The organism is Bacteroides mucinivorans, assembly GCF_034654355.2.
Taxonomy (GTDB): Bacteria; Bacteroidota; Bacteroidia; order Bacteroidales; family Bacteroidaceae; genus Bacteroides; species Bacteroides nordii.
The window spans coordinates 4136322-4153820 of record NZ_CP178179.1 but is presented as its reverse complement, the minus strand read 5'-3'; the positions used below and the strand labels follow the sequence as shown (position 1 = coordinate 4153820).

Here is a 17499-nt window from a genome sequence, read left to right as displayed (position 1 = left end):
ATATTGCGCAGCCAATTGGCACATTGGCATATTAGCACATTGGCACATTATTGTTCACTTGGCAGCCACTGCAATAGTAGATACTGCCACCCAGATAGTTTTCTTTCTTTATCGTTTCTCCGCAACGGGGGCAGGCGGTACCTGCTGTGTCTTTAGACAGATGTGGTATATATCCTCCGTTTTTTCCAAAAATATCTGTTTCCGTACTGCGTCCTCCTTGTTCATAAATCTCGTGGAGCGTAGACTTTACCTTATCGTAAAGGTTTTCTCTTTTCTCCGTAGACAGAGCGTTGATCTTAGTTTTAGGGTGGATACGGGCATTGTACAGGATGTCCTGTAATACTCCGTTGCCTAATCCGGGTATGGTTTGTTCGGTAGCCAGAAAAGCTTTTGCCGTTTTTTTCTGTGCATCTTCGGCGTTTATCAGCTCCATGAAATATTCTTTGCTGAACTCTTCTGACATCACCTGCGGTTTATTTTTCGCCGCTTCGTAATAGGCAGATATAGGAGCATCGAATCCTTCGTTGGGAAAACACCACAAACCACCATACATTCGTACAGAAGCTACCAGGCAACTCTCGTCTTCGAAACCAATGAGTAGCTGGTGTTTGGCGGGAAGCCTTTCTCCGGGGGCAAAGTAACGCAGGTTGACGCCATCCGTAAGAATCAGTAACATCTCTCCGGCTTTTATCTCAATCATTCCGCCACGGGGATTGATTTCATCAATTGTTTTCCCGGCAAGTCGTTCGGGATACTCTTCCGGGTTGCCATAAAACCACGCGAATTTATGGGGTGTGTATTGCGCAAACACATCGGTAATCTTCTTTCCTCTTACAGTCCGGTTCAGTTGCTCGGACAGATAACGGGCTTCGGGAGCTTCGATCATGGGATTTATGAATTATGATTTATGAATTACTGCAAAGATACTCTCATTTTACGAGCTTCAAAGAACTTTTCCCGCTTTTAATACGTTTTTGTACTATACATTAAAAACAGTTTACGTCACATGAATATAGCAATCAGCGGAGCCAGTGGCTTTATTGGCAGGCATCTTACAGCATTTCTCACGGAGCAGGGACACCGGGTAGTTCCTTTGGGGCGGCCTATGTTCCGGGAGGGTACGTTAGGGTATCTGGTGCAGGCATTGTCTCATTGTGACGTAGTCATTAACCTGGCCGGTGCACCTATCAGCAGGCGGTGGACACCAGAGTATAAACGGGAGCTGTATGATAGCAGGATCAATGTAACACATCGCATCATTCGTGCTTTGGGAGCAGTACGCCGGAAACCTCAGCTTATGATTTCGGCTTCTGCCGTAGGATATTATCCGTTGGAGGGAACTTTTGATGAATATACCAATACGCGGGGGAGTGGATTTCTTGCTGATCTTTGTTATGCCTGGGAAAAAGAAGCCAAACGCTGTCCCCCGGAAATGCGGCTTGTGATAGCCCGTTTTGGAGTTGTCCTCTCTCCGGACGGAGGAGCTATGGAGCAAATGTTGCGTCCTTTAAAGATGAAATTGGCTGCTGCTATAGGTCCGGGCACACAACCTTTTCCGTGGATTAGTATTAATGATCTTTGCCGCGCCATGGCTTTTATTATCGAGAATGATGCGTTACGGGGAACTTTTAATTTTGTATCTCCGCAAGAGATTACGCAATATGCTTTTGCCCGTGCACTGGGCAAAGCCTACCATGCCTGGGGGACGATTATTGTACCTCATATATGTGTGCAACTGATGTATGGCGAAGGTGCGACTTCACTTATAACCGGGCAATATGTACGTCCCGGAAAACTACTGGAAGCAGGATTTAAATTTAGTGATGCTGTGGTGGAACAGCTGTTTCAGGGGATAGACCATAGTACCGTCAATGAACTTGATTTGCCTCGTTATATGGGGCGCTGGTATGAAATAGCCCGTTACGATCATCGTTTTGAACGTGGGATGTCTGAGGTGACAGCTACTTATACGCTACTTCCCGATGGAAGTATCCGGGTGGAAAATGCCGGATACAAACAAGATGCTCATGGCAGAGGTAGGTACAAGCGTGCTATAGGACGTGCAAAGATACCTGATATTACTCATCCCGGAAAACTTAAAGTTTCATTCTTTCTGTGGTTTTATTCTGATTATTATATATTAGAACTGGATAAGGAAGGGTACAACTACGCTCTCATCGGTAGCAGTTCCGATAAGTATTTGTGGATATTAAGCCGGACACCTCAATTGCCCGAAGAGGTAAAGAAACGGTTGTTGACTGTTGCGTTACAGCGAGGATATGATATAAACTTATTAATATGGATTAACCAAAGTACACTTAAAATAGATTAGATTATGGAATATAAAATAGAACATCAGCCCGAACAGAAGCTGTTTAAGACTGAAGTAGAAGGTCGTACAGCTTTTGTACAATACCGTCTGTTGAACGGAGGTCTGGATATTATTCATACAATCGTTCCACGTCCACTGGAAGGACAAGGGATAGCTGCCGCGCTGGTGAAGGCTGCATATGATTATGCCGTTGCTAACGGATTGAAGCCCAAGGCCACCTGCTCATATGCTGTTGCATGGTTACAACGTCATCCGGAGATGGCAAAAGGAGCAGTATAAAGATAACATTTATTTAACTCTCTAATAATAAGGTGAGGCTTTGGCTTCACCTTTTGTTTTAGATTTTTATCGGTTTGACATAACCAATTGAAGAATAAACTTTTAGCGGAGTATTTGAAATTCAGAGGTAACGAGTTAGTAGCCGTGCGTATTTCAGCGTTTTGCGGTGCTATACTGTCAAATAACTCGGAGATAAAAGTAGGTGATTTTTTTGAAATCTCAGATATATTTTATCTGATAAACACCTCTCTTATGGAAAGAATAAATAAGGCAAGGCTTTTATTGGAAATACTCTTTCGAGGTACGAGAAAGAAAGATTTCCGATAAAATTTATTTCAACCTTGACGTCTTATTCTTGGAATATACCTTTGTGTTCGGATAAATAAAAGATTCCTTCTACAAAACGCCGTATCTTACTAAAACTATTTTGATTTAAGATACACAGATATAGTTTTTATTTTTTTATCGTACAAAATAGCGGAGATTTCCATATTTTTTGGCTTCAATTTAAGAATCCTATTTACATCGCTTTCTGTGGATATAATCTTGTCATTATACATGTACGATACTTTCACCCCATTCAAACAACAATCCAACTCTTTGATTTTATCCATAATTTTATTATTTACAAATAAATAACCCTCTTTTGCATATTTGGTATACACATATATTTCCCTTTTTTGTTGGATTGTATCTATTTTTTGGGAATCAACTCTATAATCTGTTTCTTTTAGTTTGGAATAATATGTAGTATTAAAGATTTCAGGAATTAATCTTTGATCTAAATTATCTACATAAATGTACTGGTTGTAAGAGTCATATTTTTCATGTCCAGCAATATTTGTTTGAGCTTTTAAATGACATGGGAAACTCAAACAAATTATTATTAAATAAATACAGGTTTTCATCGATAGTTAGTTTTCACCGTTTTACTATGATTTAAATCATAAGGTCTAACAGGAAGTCCTATTACCTTCCTTGTATAGTTTTCATAATCAATTACACCTCCCCTAAAATTGATATTAGATGTATTCCGTTCTCCGATTTCATGAAACAAGGTAGAAGTGGTATTTTGCAGGACATTTTGTGTTGGAAACCCTATTCCTCCATTTACAAATTGCATTTGATCTAATGTAACATTTACAGTACCTACACTTGGAGCTATAACTATTGTATTATCTGTTTTAGAATATATTCCTCCTCCAAATTCATTTACAATATTAACTGTTCTCACTTCTCTGCCAATAGTTAAATTATAATTGTGAAATAAATGACGATTATTTATTTGCTTTCCAACGCTTCAGTTGTGGGAAGAACTGTTTCATATTTGCAATTGCTTCTTCTTTCGTCATCTTTATTTCAGAGTCATTGTTGAATTCATCTACAAACTGGGCGCAATGATTAATCATCTCGTCCATGGTACAATCTGTAGTGAAGTGTCCGTCAGCATAGCAATAACAGCAATATTCTTCATTCTTGCTACCATCTACTTCTGTTCCCAGTACGGCGGTGTCATTCAGTGGCATGCCACAGCTTTGGCAAAATTTCTGTTCCATAATTAGTTTTTGTATTTAAGTTATTTGGTTTTTATCGATAATCGTTTCCATATCCAGCGTGGTATCATTCGCCAGAAGAATACGATAAGGGCATACCGCCAGTCAACGACTACCACCCGTTGCTTACGATTGAGTGCCCGTATAATGTGAGTAGCCACTTTTCTGGGATTCATTAACAGTGGATATTTCTTACCGTCATTTAATAAGGCGGTAGATACAAACCCAGGCCGGATATCCGTGAAATAAATATTTAGCTTTTGCATGTGTGCAAGCTGTTCAAGGGCATCAATGTATGTGTTTTGAAATCGCTTTGTAGCAGAGTAAGCAGGTGCAACTCCCAACCCTTTTGTTCCGGCTATGGAACTGATAACTGCCAGATGCCCCCCACTATGTAAGTGGAAATATTGGAAGGCAGCAGTAACCATTCGCGTGAATCCTTCTACATTAGTACTAACTGTTTGCAGCTCGATGTCCGGATTCAATTCCATATTCTGATGTCCTATGCCCGAACTGAGTAAAAATAAATCCATACCTCCCAATTTCTCGATTAGTTTGTGCAACTTTTCGGTGGCATCATCTTTAGTTATATCCAATACTTCGGTTTCTATGTTATCTGGCGCAATTGTTCGAAATGCTTCCAGCGAAGAGTGGCGTCTCCCTGCCACGCCTACTTTCCATCCTTGTAGCAGTAACCCTTTGGCTACTTCTTGTCCGATACCGGAGGTGGCTCCAATGATAATTGCTTTTTTCATTCCCTTGTTTGTAAGATTAGTATTTTGATTGGCAGAAGCAAAGGTAGATAAAACTTTTGAAAAATAGTCTGATATATTAAAAGTCTGACTTTTTAATCCACCTTTGGACTGAATAATGCAAATATAGAAATTTATTTCTAATGTAACCTATCCATCTCTTTCCCTAAAATGAATATAATATCATAATGAAATGGCCTTTTTCCCATTTTGGAAAGCTTCTTTTTCATTTTGGTAGGATGGTGGATGAACTGTTTTACATTATGAAGAAAATATATCATTGATACTGATATGTTTATCTGTTTATGGTAGAGTATTATCAGGGAATATACGTATTGAGAACAAAAGCAGTCAGTGTACTGTTACTGTTCTATCCGGGATTTTGGAAAAATAGATAATCTTTCCAAGGAGCAAGAGGTTTATCCTTTGACTCCTTGCAGTTCTACTTCAAAAATCAATGTTGAGTAAGCAGGGATATTTCCACAGGCCCGTGTACCATATCCTAACTCGTAAGGGATATAAATGATCCAACGCGAACCGGTGGGCATTACTTTCAGTGCTTCCTGCCAACCTTCAATGACATCTTTCACCCGGAAGATTTCAGGGCGTTTGCGGGCAAAGGAGTCATCAAATACTTTTCCATCAATGAGGGTCCCCCGGTAGTGTACTTTTACGGTACTTTTGGCTGTTGGCACGGGGCCATTTCCCTTTAACAGAATTTTATACTGCACTCCGCAGGGAAGTTCCATTACTTCTTCTTCGGTGAGATTCTCTTTCAGAAAACGTTCGTTTGCTTCTTTATACTCTTTATGTTTAAGACTCATAATTTATATCTGGTTAATCTGTCATTAAAAACAAAACTCTTTAGTAATTTTCTTTTAGCCATATTCCTAAAAACTGATCATAAATCTGGTAAGTTCCCAGTTCCTGTGTCACAAAATCCTTTTCCAATAGTCCTTTTAGTGCAGACTGTACGGAGCTTGACGAAGATAATTTGTATTTTTTTATAAATGCTCCCGATGTGATTGCCTGGGCTTTTCCTTCTTTAGTGATGGCAATGAGTAACTCTTTTTGCTTTTCCGGTAAACGGAAGAGTATCTCGGAATAAGTATATTTGAATGAATCTATAATTTGACGTATCGCTTCACTCACCATTTTTACTTCACAGATCGTGCCTAGGGCTGTCATATCATAGAGGGTATGAAGCACTTTTTGCATGTACCAGGTGATACCGTCAAACTGATGGTAGATGGTTTCGATGGTTTCATTGGTAATACTCTTTCCGGCTTCATTGAAATGCCGTTGGGCGAATAATGTGTAATCTGTCAAAGGGATACTTTCCAGATGCATTATCGAAACACTTTGATAAAACGGTCGCGAAGCGGTAAGAAACATGTTACCCATCACATGCCGTTGGCTTCCGGCGAAGATAAAGTGTGCGTTATTACAACGTTGAACATAGGTGCGCAGCGTTGCTTCTATATTGTCTTCTGCATATCCGGCTATCTGCTGAAACTCGTCAATGGCAACAAGACAGGGTTTTTCGGCACGATTCAGATACTGAAATATTTCGTCAAGCGTAGTTGGAGGAGCTTGTATATCTCCTAATCCGAGGTTTAGAGAAGGAGTACCGTTAATATCAAAAGTCAGGCTTGTCTGTAAAGACTTGACACTCTCCCAAAAAGCCTGTAGTGCTTTCTTTCCGGCGGGCTTTAATCCTTCCAGAATCTCTTTGCTGAGAGCGAATACAAAATCGCGTAAGGATTTGCTGGCATAGATATCTATGAAGAATGTATAATAGTGTTTTTGAATCTCTTTATTTTGAAAACAATGTTGGATTAATCCGGTTTTTCCCATTCTACGGGTGGAGATAATAGCTATATTGTTTCCGTTAGTTACTTCCCGGATGAGGATTTCACTCTCTTTCTTCCGGTCGCAAAAGTAAGCAGGGGATATATATCCACTTGTAATAAAAGGATTTCTGATGATTGGCATAACTTTGTTTCTTTATTATGCAAAGATAATTATTATAAAGTAATAATGCAAAGATAATAATAATCTTATTGAAATAGATGTTTTATGGCCTCCCATGGTGTATAAAGGAGCATTCTTGGTCCGGAGAAACGCATCACTTGTCGCATCCGTTCACGCATAACAGGCTTATAGCAGTGTACGGTACACTGTTTGCACGAACTTTTATTCTCTCCGAACGGACAATGGTCCAGTCTTGCATGGGCATAACGCAACAACTCTTCGCACTGAATGCAAAGGTATTTATTCTTTTCTTTTTTCCGGCAATAGAGTCGGATCATTAACTCTACGATTCGTTTCTCCCGGTCAATACGATTCTTACTCAAATTTATTATTTGTTAGATGGCTACAAATGTAACCAACATATCTAAAAGATACGTATCTTTGCACCCCGAAAATAAGAGGATTGCTATGAATATTAACAGCAAAGCGAAAGGATTTGTTTGTGGAGCCGTGGCGGCAGCTACATACGGCATGAATCCGTTGTTTACTCTCCCGTTATATAAAGAAGGGATGAGTGTGGACTCGGTATTGTTTTATCGTTACGGTTTTGCCGTCCTTATTCTTGGTATCCTGATGAAGATACAAGGGCAATCATTTGCTTTGAAGAAGAACGAAATACTTCCGTTGGTGGTGGGAGGTTTACTCTTTTCCGCCTCTTCTTTGCTTCTGTTTATGAGTTACAAGCATATGGATGCGGGCATTGCTTCTACTATTCTGTTTGTTTATCCGTTGATGGTTGCCGTCATTATGTTTCTGTTTTTTCGTGAAAGGATATCTCTGTTGACTGTCTTTTGTATCTTGATGGCACTTTCGGGTATTGGTATGCTTTACAAAGGGGATGGTGGCGAAACTCTTAGTTTGATAGGTATGCTGCTGGTTATTCTCTCTTCGTTGTCATATGCTGTTTATATTGTAGGAGTCAATCACTCTACCCTTAAACTGATGTCTACAGCTAAGCTAACTTTTTATGCCTTACTTTTCGGACTTTCTATCTATATTGTTCGTTCCAACTTTTGTACAGAGTTACAGGCTATTCCTTCTCTTCCGGCCTGGGGGAATATTCTTGCAATGGCTTTTTTGCCTACGGTTATCTCTCTGATCTGTACTGCCATATCAATACATAGCATTGGTTCTACCTCTACAGCTATTATGGGGGCACTCGAACCGGTAACTGCTCTTTTTTTCGGTGTAATGATATTTGGTGAGCGACTCACACCTCGTCTGATGCTGGGGATTCTGATGATTCTTGTTGCCGTAACTTTTATTGTTGTAGGTAAATCTGTTATGGAGAAGATAAATCATCTGTTTATACAGTTGCTACATCGCCGATAATCAATGGCTGATTTTAGAGTGTTTCTTTATAGTTGATAAAACAGGAAGTTTGTTTTGTCAGAATGTATAGGGGAAGATAAATCCTTGTATAATAATTGTCTTGTAAATAGTTGAGAATCAATAGGAGAGAGGCGTACATATCTCCATTGCAAAAGTGTACAATAAAGGATGTGTTAATTGTACACTTTTATCATATAATATTGTACACTCTTATGCTACCAAACTGTACACTCTTGTCGATAGAAAACTGAATGTTAATTTTCTTGTTAACAACGTTAATGAAAATCAGCTTTTTTATATAGTTACTTCCCTGTTAAAATCTCCACGCCAATATCCTGCTGCTTTTTGTTCCTTGCTGCATCCGGATCGTTTTGTATTCAGCTACATCTTCTAATTTTAGTCGGGTATATAGTTTGTCCAGATTCTTCTCTTTAGAAACTAAACTGGTGAACCAGCCACAGTTCCTCTGATATTTCCGGCTTTCGATAATCATATCCAAAAGAAAGCGGAGTTCTCCACCTTTGCACCAAAGTTCATTTGCATTGCCGCCAAAATTTAGTTGGGCTTTGGATACTTTTTTTCCTTTCAAACTGCTAAGCTTGCGTAGTGTTCCTTCTTCCGCTTCTTCTTTAGAACTGTGAAACGGGGGATTACATATGGTCACATCGAAATATTCATCCGGTTGTATTATTCCTTTGAAAATACTCCGGTTGTCCTTTTGTAATCGTAATTCTATCTTATGGACTAATACCGGATTGCAGGTAACAATCTTCCTGGCATTCTCTATTGAGACAGGATCAATATCCGAACCGACAAATGTCCATCCATATTCAGTACAACCAATGATCGGATAAATACAATTGGCACCTACACCAATATCCAGACATCTGTATTTGGGTACTTCCTCTAATGGATTTCCGGAGTTAAGTAAATCGGCAATGTAATGGATATAGTCTGCTCTGCCGGGAATGGGAGGGCATAAATATCCTTTTGGAATATCCCAGTACCGGATTCCGTAATAACTTATTAGTAATGCTTTATTAAGAGCCTTTACTGCCTGCGGATTGAAAAAGTTGATACTTAATGTTCCGTATGGATTGGGTGAAACAAACTTCTTGAGCGGTGGATAATTTTCTGTCAGTTTCGAAAAATCATACTGCCCGTTGTGCCTGTTTCTTTTATGTAATTCGTTTCTTTCTGTCATGGCGGCAAAGATACGGAGAATCTGTTTTATTATTATGGAATAATTTATTAAATTGGCGAAGTAGGATGATGCTATGTTATTATGAATTGCGTATTTTTGCATATACCAATAAAATAGAATAAATATGGAAACGAAATATCTTACTCTAACAAAGGAAAACATAGAGACTGAGCATATTTGTTGTGCCTTCTCTGATAAAAAATGTAAAGAAAGTTATGAGTTGAAAAAAGAGTGGTTGAAAAGAGAGTTTGATAATGGATTTGTTTTCAGACGCCTTGATGAGCGTGCTAAAGTGTTTATAGAATATGTGCCTGCCGAAAAAGCATGGATACCTGTTGATGCTCCCGGTTATTTAATGATAAACTGTTTCTGGGTGTCAGGACAATACAAGGGAAAAGGGTATGGTAAGGCTTTGCTGCAATCGGCCATTGACGATGCAAAAGAACAGGGAAAACATGGTCTGGTTACCGTAGCCGGTACATCTAAATTTCATTTTATGAGTGATACAAAATGGCTCTTGAAACAAGGGTTTGAGACTGTAGATAAACTTCCTTACGGATTTAGTCTTTTAGTCCTGAAGATAAATCCGGATGCATTGAACCCTTCGTTTAAAGTGTGTGTGTCAACCGGAGAATGTGAGGATAAAGATGGGGTAGTCGTTTATTATACCAATCGTTGTCCGTTTGCGGAATATCATGTTCGTAATTCCTTGGTAAACGTAGCTGAAAGTAAGGGAATCCCATTGAAAATAGTGAAGTTACAAACTCTGGAACAAGCACAGACAGCTCCTACACCGGCCACAATATTTTCTCTTTTTTATAATGGGAAGTTTGTCACGACCGATCTGAGTGCGTGTATTGATAAGCGGTTTGATAAAGTAATAAAGATAGAGACACAACCTGGATGATTGTGTCTCTTTATTTGCGATGGACAAATTCCTTCTCAGAAGTTTCTTAAAACTTCCATCATACTTGGGCGTCGTTTATAGGTAACTCTGAATTCTTCAACAATCTCCTGTACCAGTGCTTTACCACCTTTCAGTTTTATCGTTTCTTTCAGAATTCGGGCAATGTATTCATAATGGTTTCTGCCTACATTCTCTTCTGCATATTTGCAAATACTTTTATGGAGAAGTTGCAGAATTTCACCGGAGTAGATTTCTGTCAGATGGTGGGCATAATGGAGCAATGCCTCTATTGATCTGTGGGATGTGTCGGACAACAAATTTAGCAGACTTTCATAATCTTCTTCTTCTGCGTAGATATCTGCTTCATTACATTGTCCCCCAAAATAATATTTGATGAATTTCGTTTGCTTCATCATTGCATTTAAAAATGTTTTCCATTTTTCTTTTGCCACGTACTTTTTCAGTTTGCGATAATAGGCAAGATCACCGTTTTCTAATATAAACAGCTCTTTACATGCATCTATAAGGTCTGGAATATTTTCTGTCTGCTCGTAAATCGACAGTTTATATTCCAGCCATTCTTTTATCGTTCCCAACTCTCCTTTCTTTTGCGCTATTTGTATTCCCTCATTCAGTGTTTTTATCGTTTCATCATATTGTTGGTTTTCAATGTAGCGTTCTACTTCCTGTTTCCTGATTTCCGGTAGGTAGAGATAAAACTTTATGGTGGCTTGTGCCTCTTCTTCACGATGCAGTGCACGTAAAATATCGACTTTACGTTCAATTAGTTTATAAAGTTCCCAACTGTCTTTTCTTTCTTCAATTAATTGATTCACATATGATAAAGCCTCCTCTTTCGTTTGTGTCTCTAATGTTATCAGTTCCAGTAATTGTTCTATATCATAAATGTCATACTCCCTGTAAGCTGATAATTTTTCTATTAGTCTGACTTCCTTCAGAATTTCTTTTTTTAATGTAGCGGATGCATCAGAGTGTTTGATTATATTCATTAGTATTTTTCCTGAACTGTCACAGAAATTAATAATAGCCATTCCGTCATGATACAGTAATTCTTGTTCTATATAGTTTTCACCAATAGATTGTAAAATTTGCAAAGCAATTGAAGCAGCATCCGCAAAATTATGTCGTTCACATAGTAATTCTGCTTTTTTCAGATAACCGTCCAGGTAACAGGACACTTTGTTCCAATCAGTCTCTGGTCCGTGATATCTTCCGTATCTATTTTCGGTTTCTCTATAAGGTACGTTGAAACATTGTTGTATTTCTGTCCGGTAATCCAGACTTGTTTTATTCGTTGTGTTCCGTGCAGGGAGAAATTTTTCTATTAACGCCTGTTTGCATTCAGGATGTCCGGAAGCATATTCCAATATGAAGTTAGATAATTGCTTCGGTGAAATGAAAGATAATATGTCTTTTACGTTAGTGTCTTTCGATATTTTCTTTTGTTTCTCCATGATCTTTACTTCTTTAGCAGACAGGAAACGTTTTTCTTTGGATTTGTTTTCACGAATTGCTAATATTACGGCTACTACATGCTTGCAAATATCACCATCATACGGACAATCACAATCCCAATATACAAATTCTTTGCCTTCTATAGAAACCTCTACTTCATAATCCTTCGTTCCTTCTACTTGCGCAATCCATTCACCCGGTTCTGTTTCTTCCAGTTCGGTAACTGTACCACTTTCAAAGTATTCCTCTCCTCGCATCCATATATGTGGAGGTACAAAGTTCTCAAAATTGGATAGTGTCATCATAATAATTCTAATTTTAAGTTGAGAGCGTATCGCTCTGTTATTTGATTGAATCTATAAGATTTCTTTGATAACCTCTGTTATTGAATCATATTCTTTGAAGAAAAGTTTATAATCAATATTGGAGTATCGGATAGGAACGAACTGCTTCACTCCTGTTAAATAGGATGGAGAGGTCAGTTTCATGTAAACTCTAAAATCTGTAGGACTTACATTTTCTTTTGTTTTGATACCTGGGATGTCATTGCGATGTCTTATAGATGCGTATTCAATCCGATACATGTCTCTAATTTTTCCCTCGATTATTGGGACAAAATAATCATATTTCTGAAAATTCAAATGTTCATAAACACCTCCCATCTTGATCTTTCCAAAATAATAATGTATTTCTGTATTTCGTTCTTTAAAATCTTTGAAATAGGAGTGTCCCTTAGAAATGGGTACTAATAAAATACTTCCGGGTTTACTAAAAGTTAACATCATCTCTTTATGAGAAAAAGTCTGTTCTAGAATCTGATAGGTTGGACATTCCCAAATTAATTTTTTGAGAAACTTTCTTAGTAGTTCTTTACTCTCATTATCTTGTGGGCGTAAAGGAAATGCACCTATATTTACTTTTTCAATGGATTTATAAAAATTCATTTTTTCAACAGCACTATCTTCTCCATTTCCAGGGAAAAGAATATATCCTCCAATGACTTCTTTTTTTAGTTGATTTGTAGTTGTATCCTTATAAAAAATAGCGTCTCTATAGCGATGTAATTGATTGATAGCATCGTCTGGTGGAGTGTCCACATTATTTTTAGTGTTTTCTATTCTGTATTTGGCATCAAATAGGTAAGTTAATTTTATACCTTGTTTTATATCACGTCTAGTAAGTTGCAGTATAATATCTGGTTGCTGAGATACAGTATACGATGCAGTATGTGGAATGATAGTTACTTGTTGATCTTGATTCTCAATATTGTTTTTGGGATTATAGCAAATTTCGGCTAATTCAATATTATGCTTGGAAAATATTACCTTTGATAATTCTCCCTTTCCTAGTTGAGTGATGAATTTCTTTTCTGGCTTTTTTGAATAATTGGTTTCTACCTCATTTCCAAGTAATTCTTTGACTATATTTTTAAGTTCAATGAAACACCATATCTCATATAGTTTGGCTATATCTTTTAGTTCTAGACTGTTTGCTCCCTCTTTTAAATCATATCCACAACTAAGCAATATCCAATCATGATAAACTTCAGAATAACCAGTAGCTTGCTTTAAAACTAATGACTCTTGTGTAAATCCATGAAATTCACCTACTGTTCTAAATAAAGGATGATGAGCCAATCTCTTTAGTTCATGTTCTTGATCATTCAGACTAGCAATATATTTTTCTGATAATTGCTTGTATCCCTTAATAATTCTATTTTTTAAATCAGAGAATTTTTCTAAGATGACGTTTACGCAATATTTCAGAAAACGGTTTTCTACTGTATTTATACTAATTGAAGGTACTTCGGTACGATATAGATGGGTTCGATTTTGGCGATGCTCTGCCAATTGCATTTCATGTTGTGGACTTAGATGTTTTAATTGATCAGCTCTTAAATAAAGTTCTCGTTGTACAAGTTGATTCCTTGGCTTATCAATGATACTTTTTACTGCCTGTATGAAGTTATGTTGAATATCTTTAAATAGATTCCACCAAATAATATCTGGAGTTTCTCCTGTATTATCAACTCCGAAAGTATGATATGTTTTCTTTAAAAAGTCGATAGATAGCATTCGATATTCTTTTTCAATATCGTTTATAATCTTCTTTAGATCTTTATGATAGTTTAGTTTAATGGAAAGAACATCATAACAGAGTTGTGAATGTTTTATTTTCCCATTCTTTAGTTTATAATCTATATTGATTTCTGCTTTACCGATATCATTGCCATAGTTTAGGTGTCCAAAAAGTACTCGATTATTCTGATTAAACATAAAGTTGTCCTGAATACTTTTTAAGGGAGTATTAATCCAAGCATCTTCAACTTCTTTCTTTTTAAAACTTATCCAAAATTGATAATCAGTATTTTCAAAAAAGATAGAACGGTATTTTTTCTCTTGCTTCAACTGCTCTCCATTAATTTGCAAAGAGGCATTATTATCCCATTTATATATAGAGTAAAGTGCCTCATCATTTTGTCCTACTCGCATGCAAGTCTGTGCTTTCTTATATGTTTTATTATAAGAAGGACAATAAACCATTAGTTCATAGTCGGGATGATCTAATCTAAGCAGTTCTTCCATTTTGTATTTAGAGATTAACTCCAGAAATCGCAATAATAAGCCATTTCTAGCTTGTTTTTCATTCTCTTTATCTTTTTCAAGGAGATAGAATCTTCTGGTTTGATTCCTCCTTTTTCAATTTGTTTTTGTATGATATCGTATAAATCATCAAGTATTGTACCTATCTTGTTCTTATCTCCTTCGATACGACTTAGTATTTTCATACAAGTAATTTCATCAAGTGCACGAGCGATACACTGTTCCTGTGTGTTTGTTCCTTGATAAGGTAGGTTAGCCAATATATAGAGCAGAAATTCATTGCGTGTGCGATAAGCTATTTGGAATGGACTTTCTTCTAATTTCTTATTTATTTGTTTGAGATATTCGATGATCGAATCGCATACTTCTATATTATTTTCATATACATCATATCCTTCAACAGCTTCGGGTAAAAATGCTTTTGCAGGGATAGGAATTATAGTATCCTTTGTTCTACTGAGACCACTTTTTAAATCTACATTATTCATTTCAATAGTCATGGCACGATCTAGTACTTTGCGGCTAAAGCTATAAGTCGTTTCATCCATATTAACAGTTCCCATCACAATCAAGTTTTGAGGAATCGAAATACCCTGTTCTTTAAATTGTTTTTTCAGTTTCTCTATTTTAGTAGCTACAGCAGAATCGTTCCATCCTTCGTTAGTCCAGAAGTTATGAAATAGTTCCTTCAATATTTGATCTGATACATTTGTTTTCTGGTCAGTTTTATCCCAAGTGATCAAAGGGGGAATTAAGGTGTCTGTTACTATTTTGTTATCTCTTAATTTTCTACTTTCTATCACACTTAAGTACTCAGCAAAATATTGTTCTACAGGGGCAAGATTCATTTCATCTAGACAGAGAAAAAAGGGAGTTTCCTCATAGAACCAAGCTTTTGCTATAAATCTCAAAAAATCGGTTACTATATATTCAGGATGACCAGATACGCGTGTCACATATCCTAATAGTTCGCAGGAATCATGCCAGTTAGGACGTACTGATATAATTTCATAATTAAACGGTTTTTGTGTCTTTTCGGGATCTTCGTTGCTAGTTGCATAGGCCAATTGTCTAATGATGCGAGATTTGCCTGTACCTGAGATTCCAGCAAGTAGAACAAAAGGCTTCGATTTGATAGCGGTGATATATTGCCGTAAGTGAGTTGGAATAGAATGATAGTCTATGTGGGTCTGAAGATTAATCTTTTGCATTTTAGTATTAGGTGTTTCTGTCTGTATAATCATTTGTTTTTTATAGAATTGTATGATTCCCAATAAGTCTTCATTAATAATTGTTGGATCTAAATCATTAATATTATAACTCTTGAATATATAGGAACTTCCATAACGTTTAGGTTTAATTCCTTTTTTCTGGAAAAAGTCAGAAATAGTTTCAGGTGGTGTATCGAAACTCCAATTAATTTCTGGTGGAATAGTTTCACTTAAACCATATGCTAAAATAAGTATATCATATTCTTTATAATAAAGATATACAGGGTAAATTCCATGGCTAGTTGTTTGTCCATCATATAAAAATGAAATCCATGGTATCCGGGCAATATTCCCTTTTCCAAAACTGATTGCAATAGACAAATCTTCTATCTCATTTCTGTAACCTTGAGTCTTTAAGTTATTGGTCTTAGACTGTTCTATAAACTTGATTAGGGTGTCATAGAAATTAAAGTCATTTTTTTTAGAAACAATGGTAAATCCTAATTCTCTTAACCTATTGAAACAAATAGTTTTATTTCCACCTTCAAAATCTTTTCTGCTGATTTGTGTCCCCGTAGAATGTTTATATGCATATTCCATTATCAGTTTGAGAGGATATCTTTTATTATCATATAGGACGTCGTACGTAGATGAATTTGCATTTTTAGGAATGCCATTTTTATCAATATCTGATATAGCATGTATTACTGCTTCTTTGGTGACTTTGTCGAAATCCATAGCTCTTTTATTGTTGACCTTAATTTACGTAATAATCTTAGTAATAACAGACATACTTTTGGAGAACTAACTCTTATTCATTATTGTACTGTGTGTTATTTTCTTATTTTATACAATGGCTTGTTTTACTAAACTCATTATATATTCCAGATTCACATCACTCTCTATTTTTATCATATAGTCTCCATTTCCCCAGTGCCCTACAGTAGATACATCATGCGCCAATGATTTACTATCATCAAGTTTGCCTTTGCTCATGTTGATAAATATTTTCAAACTATTCTTTTGTACTTCTATATCACAAAAATTACTATTGTTCTTTTTAAAAGCAACATAAAGTTTCTGTGGCTTTACCTCAATATCTGTTGAGAGATTAAGGATTGCGTTTTTATATTTCTCATATAGTTCTACAATGTGGTCCGATTTTCCTTGTAGATGTTCTGTTTCAGTGTACGCTTTTATTTCATTAGAGATCTGTTGATACTTTGGGCTTCTTTGTAAAATTGGCATGATACTCTCTGTAGCATTTGTTTTGTGGATGGGATTGATAAAAATGAGTTCACCTTCATATCGTTTTATCTCCCAAAGTTCGATAGCCAAGTCTTTGAAGTTTACAGCCTCTTTTTGATTTTCAGTAAAGCTTGGCGTAACAAATGCTACGCGCGATTGCGACCAATCCACATCCGTTCTTTTTAGACTCCTTTGTTTATTCTCGTTATATTCTAGTATAAAATCAGCTTTATTGGCGAGCATTAAACTTAAATAAGTAAGCCCTTGGTCAAAAACACTACTATTTCGTTCTCGCTTGTACTCAATGATGACAAACCCCTTACTCTGCGGATCAAATCCCAACGTATCAATACGTTTATTCTTGATCGTAAATTCCGATTTTACTAATTCAAGTCCCATGATGGCAGATAGATTATTTTCAAATAATCGCTGTATTTCACGCTCCAATTTGAAAGGTTTTTCTTTTAGATTGGATAACTGTGTAGAGGTGTTTTTATATAAAGGCATAGCTTTATCCTATTTTCTGAAATTATATATTAGAGATTAGTTTTCTTAAAATTACAAATAT

17 protein-coding genes are annotated in these 17499 nt (G+C 36.6%); 4 read left to right on the top strand and 13 right to left on the bottom strand.

The genetic code is table 11. The features are described 5' to 3' along the window. Positions 1-31: 31 nt before the first annotated feature. Positions 32-886 (bottom strand): endonuclease VIII, encoded by an 855-nt coding sequence (locus VCM39_RS15890; protein WP_289293297.1) that lies wholly within the window; start codon positions 884-886, stop codon positions 32-34. 120 nt (positions 887-1006) lie between these two features. Between VCM39_RS15890 and VCM39_RS15885 the strand changes: the two genes are divergently transcribed. Further along, positions 1007-2332, top strand: a complete 1326-nt coding sequence (locus VCM39_RS15885; RefSeq protein ID WP_221648655.1) for a TIGR01777 family oxidoreductase — start codon at positions 1007-1009, stop codon at positions 2330-2332. A gap of 3 nt (positions 2333-2335) precedes the next feature. Then, entirely contained in the window at positions 2336-2611 is a 276-nt protein-coding gene (locus tag VCM39_RS15880; protein ID WP_221648654.1) for a GNAT family N-acetyltransferase, read from the top strand. A 422-nt stretch (positions 2612-3033) separates the two neighbouring features. On the opposite strand, the gene VCM39_RS15875 is transcribed toward VCM39_RS15880, so the two are convergent. The 7 genes from VCM39_RS15875 to VCM39_RS15845 form a co-directional block, all read right to left on the bottom strand. Continuing rightward, positions 3034-3519, bottom strand: coding sequence for a hypothetical protein (locus tag VCM39_RS15875; protein WP_221648653.1), 486 nt, complete (start codon positions 3517-3519; stop codon positions 3034-3036). Continuing rightward, entirely contained in the window at positions 3516-3845 is a 330-nt protein-coding gene (locus VCM39_RS15870) for a hypothetical protein (RefSeq protein ID WP_322932867.1), read from the bottom strand. Before VCM39_RS15870 ends, VCM39_RS15875 begins: the two co-directional genes overlap by 4 nt. A gap of 43 nt (positions 3846-3888) precedes the next feature. Further along, positions 3889-4167 (bottom strand): zinc ribbon domain-containing protein, encoded by a 279-nt coding sequence (locus tag VCM39_RS15865; protein WP_221648651.1) that lies wholly within the window; start codon positions 4165-4167, stop codon positions 3889-3891. Between the two features lie 20 nt (positions 4168-4187). Next, entirely contained in the window at positions 4188-4919 is a 732-nt protein-coding gene (locus tag VCM39_RS15860; RefSeq protein ID WP_221648650.1) for an SDR family NAD(P)-dependent oxidoreductase, read from the bottom strand. Positions 4920-5335: 416 nt separating this feature from the next. Then, the gene (locus VCM39_RS15855; RefSeq protein WP_289293294.1) at positions 5336-5740 is read right to left on the bottom strand and encodes an FKBP-type peptidyl-prolyl cis-trans isomerase; all 405 of its coding nucleotides are present in this window, start codon (positions 5738-5740) and stop codon (positions 5336-5338) included. Between the two features lie 40 nt (positions 5741-5780). Next, entirely contained in the window at positions 5781-6911 is a 1131-nt protein-coding gene (locus VCM39_RS15850; RefSeq protein WP_322932868.1) for an AAA family ATPase, read from the bottom strand. A 65-nt stretch (positions 6912-6976) separates the two neighbouring features. Next, complete coding sequence (locus tag VCM39_RS15845) at positions 6977-7228, bottom strand: nitrous oxide-stimulated promoter family protein (protein WP_413544844.1); 252 nt, start codon at positions 7226-7228, stop codon at positions 6977-6979. Positions 7229-7358: 130 nt separating this feature from the next. Between VCM39_RS15845 and VCM39_RS15840 the strand changes: the two genes are divergently transcribed. Next, positions 7359-8282, top strand: coding sequence for a DMT family transporter (locus VCM39_RS15840; protein WP_322932869.1), 924 nt, complete (start codon positions 7359-7361; stop codon positions 8280-8282). A gap of 313 nt (positions 8283-8595) precedes the next feature. Here the strand turns inward: VCM39_RS15840 and rlmF are convergent, their stop codons facing one another. Next, entirely contained in the window at positions 8596-9486 is an 891-nt protein-coding gene (rlmF, locus tag VCM39_RS15835) for a 23S rRNA (adenine(1618)-N(6))-methyltransferase RlmF (RefSeq protein WP_221648645.1), read from the bottom strand. Between the two features lie 124 nt (positions 9487-9610). Between rlmF and VCM39_RS15830 the strand changes: the two genes are divergently transcribed. Further along, entirely contained in the window at positions 9611-10393 is a 783-nt protein-coding gene (locus VCM39_RS15830; RefSeq protein WP_221648644.1) for a GNAT family N-acetyltransferase, read from the top strand. Positions 10394-10428: 35 nt separating this feature from the next. Here the strand turns inward: VCM39_RS15830 and VCM39_RS15825 are convergent, their stop codons facing one another. The 4 genes from VCM39_RS15825 to VCM39_RS15810 all read right to left on the bottom strand — a co-directional run bounded on the left by VCM39_RS15825 (position 10429) and on the right by VCM39_RS15810 (position 17438). Then, entirely contained in the window at positions 10429-12174 is a 1746-nt protein-coding gene (locus tag VCM39_RS15825) for an SWIM zinc finger family protein (RefSeq protein ID WP_322932870.1), read from the bottom strand. A gap of 51 nt (positions 12175-12225) precedes the next feature. Next, positions 12226-14454 (bottom strand): restriction endonuclease-like protein, encoded by a 2229-nt coding sequence (locus tag VCM39_RS15820; protein WP_221648642.1) that lies wholly within the window; start codon positions 14452-14454, stop codon positions 12226-12228. Between the two features lie 14 nt (positions 14455-14468). Continuing rightward, positions 14469-16421 (bottom strand): MrcB family domain-containing protein, encoded by a 1953-nt coding sequence (locus VCM39_RS15815; protein WP_322932871.1) that lies wholly within the window; start codon positions 16419-16421, stop codon positions 14469-14471. A gap of 108 nt (positions 16422-16529) precedes the next feature. Next, positions 16530-17438 carry a DUF5655 domain-containing protein gene (locus VCM39_RS15810; RefSeq protein ID WP_221648640.1) on the bottom strand — a complete coding sequence of 303 codons (909 nt, stop codon included), beginning with the start codon at positions 17436-17438 and terminating at the stop codon, positions 16530-16532. Positions 17439-17499: the final 61 nt, after the last annotated feature.

Bases quoted from the DNA above. Each gene is read 5' to 3' on its own strand.
- VCM39_RS15890 (WP_289293297.1), bottom strand. From the start codon at position 886: ATGATCGAAGCTCCCGAAGCCCGTTATCTGTCCGAGCAACTGAACCGG.
- VCM39_RS15885 (WP_221648655.1), top strand. From the start codon at position 1,007: ATGAATATAGCAATCAGCGGAGCCAGTGGCTTTATTGGCAGGCATCTT.
- VCM39_RS15880 (WP_221648654.1), top strand. From the start codon at position 2,336: ATGGAATATAAAATAGAACATCAGCCCGAACAGAAGCTGTTTAAGACT.
- VCM39_RS15875 (WP_221648653.1), bottom strand. From the start codon at position 3,519: ATGAAAACCTGTATTTATTTAATAATAATTTGTTTGAGTTTCCCATGT.
- VCM39_RS15865 (WP_221648651.1), bottom strand. From the start codon at position 4,167: ATGGAACAGAAATTTTGCCAAAGCTGTGGCATGCCACTGAATGACACC.
- VCM39_RS15860 (WP_221648650.1), bottom strand. From the start codon at position 4,919: ATGAAAAAAGCAATTATCATTGGAGCCACCTCCGGTATCGGACAAGAA.
- VCM39_RS15855 (WP_289293294.1), bottom strand. From the start codon at position 5,740: ATGAGTCTTAAACATAAAGAGTATAAAGAAGCAAACGAACGTTTTCTG.
- VCM39_RS15850 (WP_322932868.1), bottom strand. From the start codon at position 6,911: ATGCCAATCATCAGAAATCCTTTTATTACAAGTGGATATATATCCCCT.
- VCM39_RS15845 (WP_413544844.1), bottom strand. From the start codon at position 7,228: ATGATCCGACTCTATTGCCGGAAAAAAGAAAAGAATAAATACCTTTGC.
- VCM39_RS15840 (WP_322932869.1), top strand. From the start codon at position 7,359: ATGAATATTAACAGCAAAGCGAAAGGATTTGTTTGTGGAGCCGTGGCG.
- rlmF (WP_221648645.1), bottom strand. From the start codon at position 9,486: ATGACAGAAAGAAACGAATTACATAAAAGAAACAGGCACAACGGGCAG.
- VCM39_RS15830 (WP_221648644.1), top strand. From the start codon at position 9,611: ATGGAAACGAAATATCTTACTCTAACAAAGGAAAACATAGAGACTGAG.
- VCM39_RS15825 (WP_322932870.1), bottom strand. From the start codon at position 12,174: ATGATGACACTATCCAATTTTGAGAACTTTGTACCTCCACATATATGG.
- VCM39_RS15820 (WP_221648642.1), bottom strand. From the start codon at position 14,454: ATGGAAGAACTGCTTAGATTAGATCATCCCGACTATGAACTAATGGTT.
- VCM39_RS15815 (WP_322932871.1), bottom strand. From the start codon at position 16,421: ATGGATTTCGACAAAGTCACCAAAGAAGCAGTAATACATGCTATATCA.
- VCM39_RS15810 (WP_221648640.1), bottom strand. From the start codon at position 17,438: ATGCCTTTATATAAAAACACCTCTACACAGTTATCCAATCTAAAAGAA.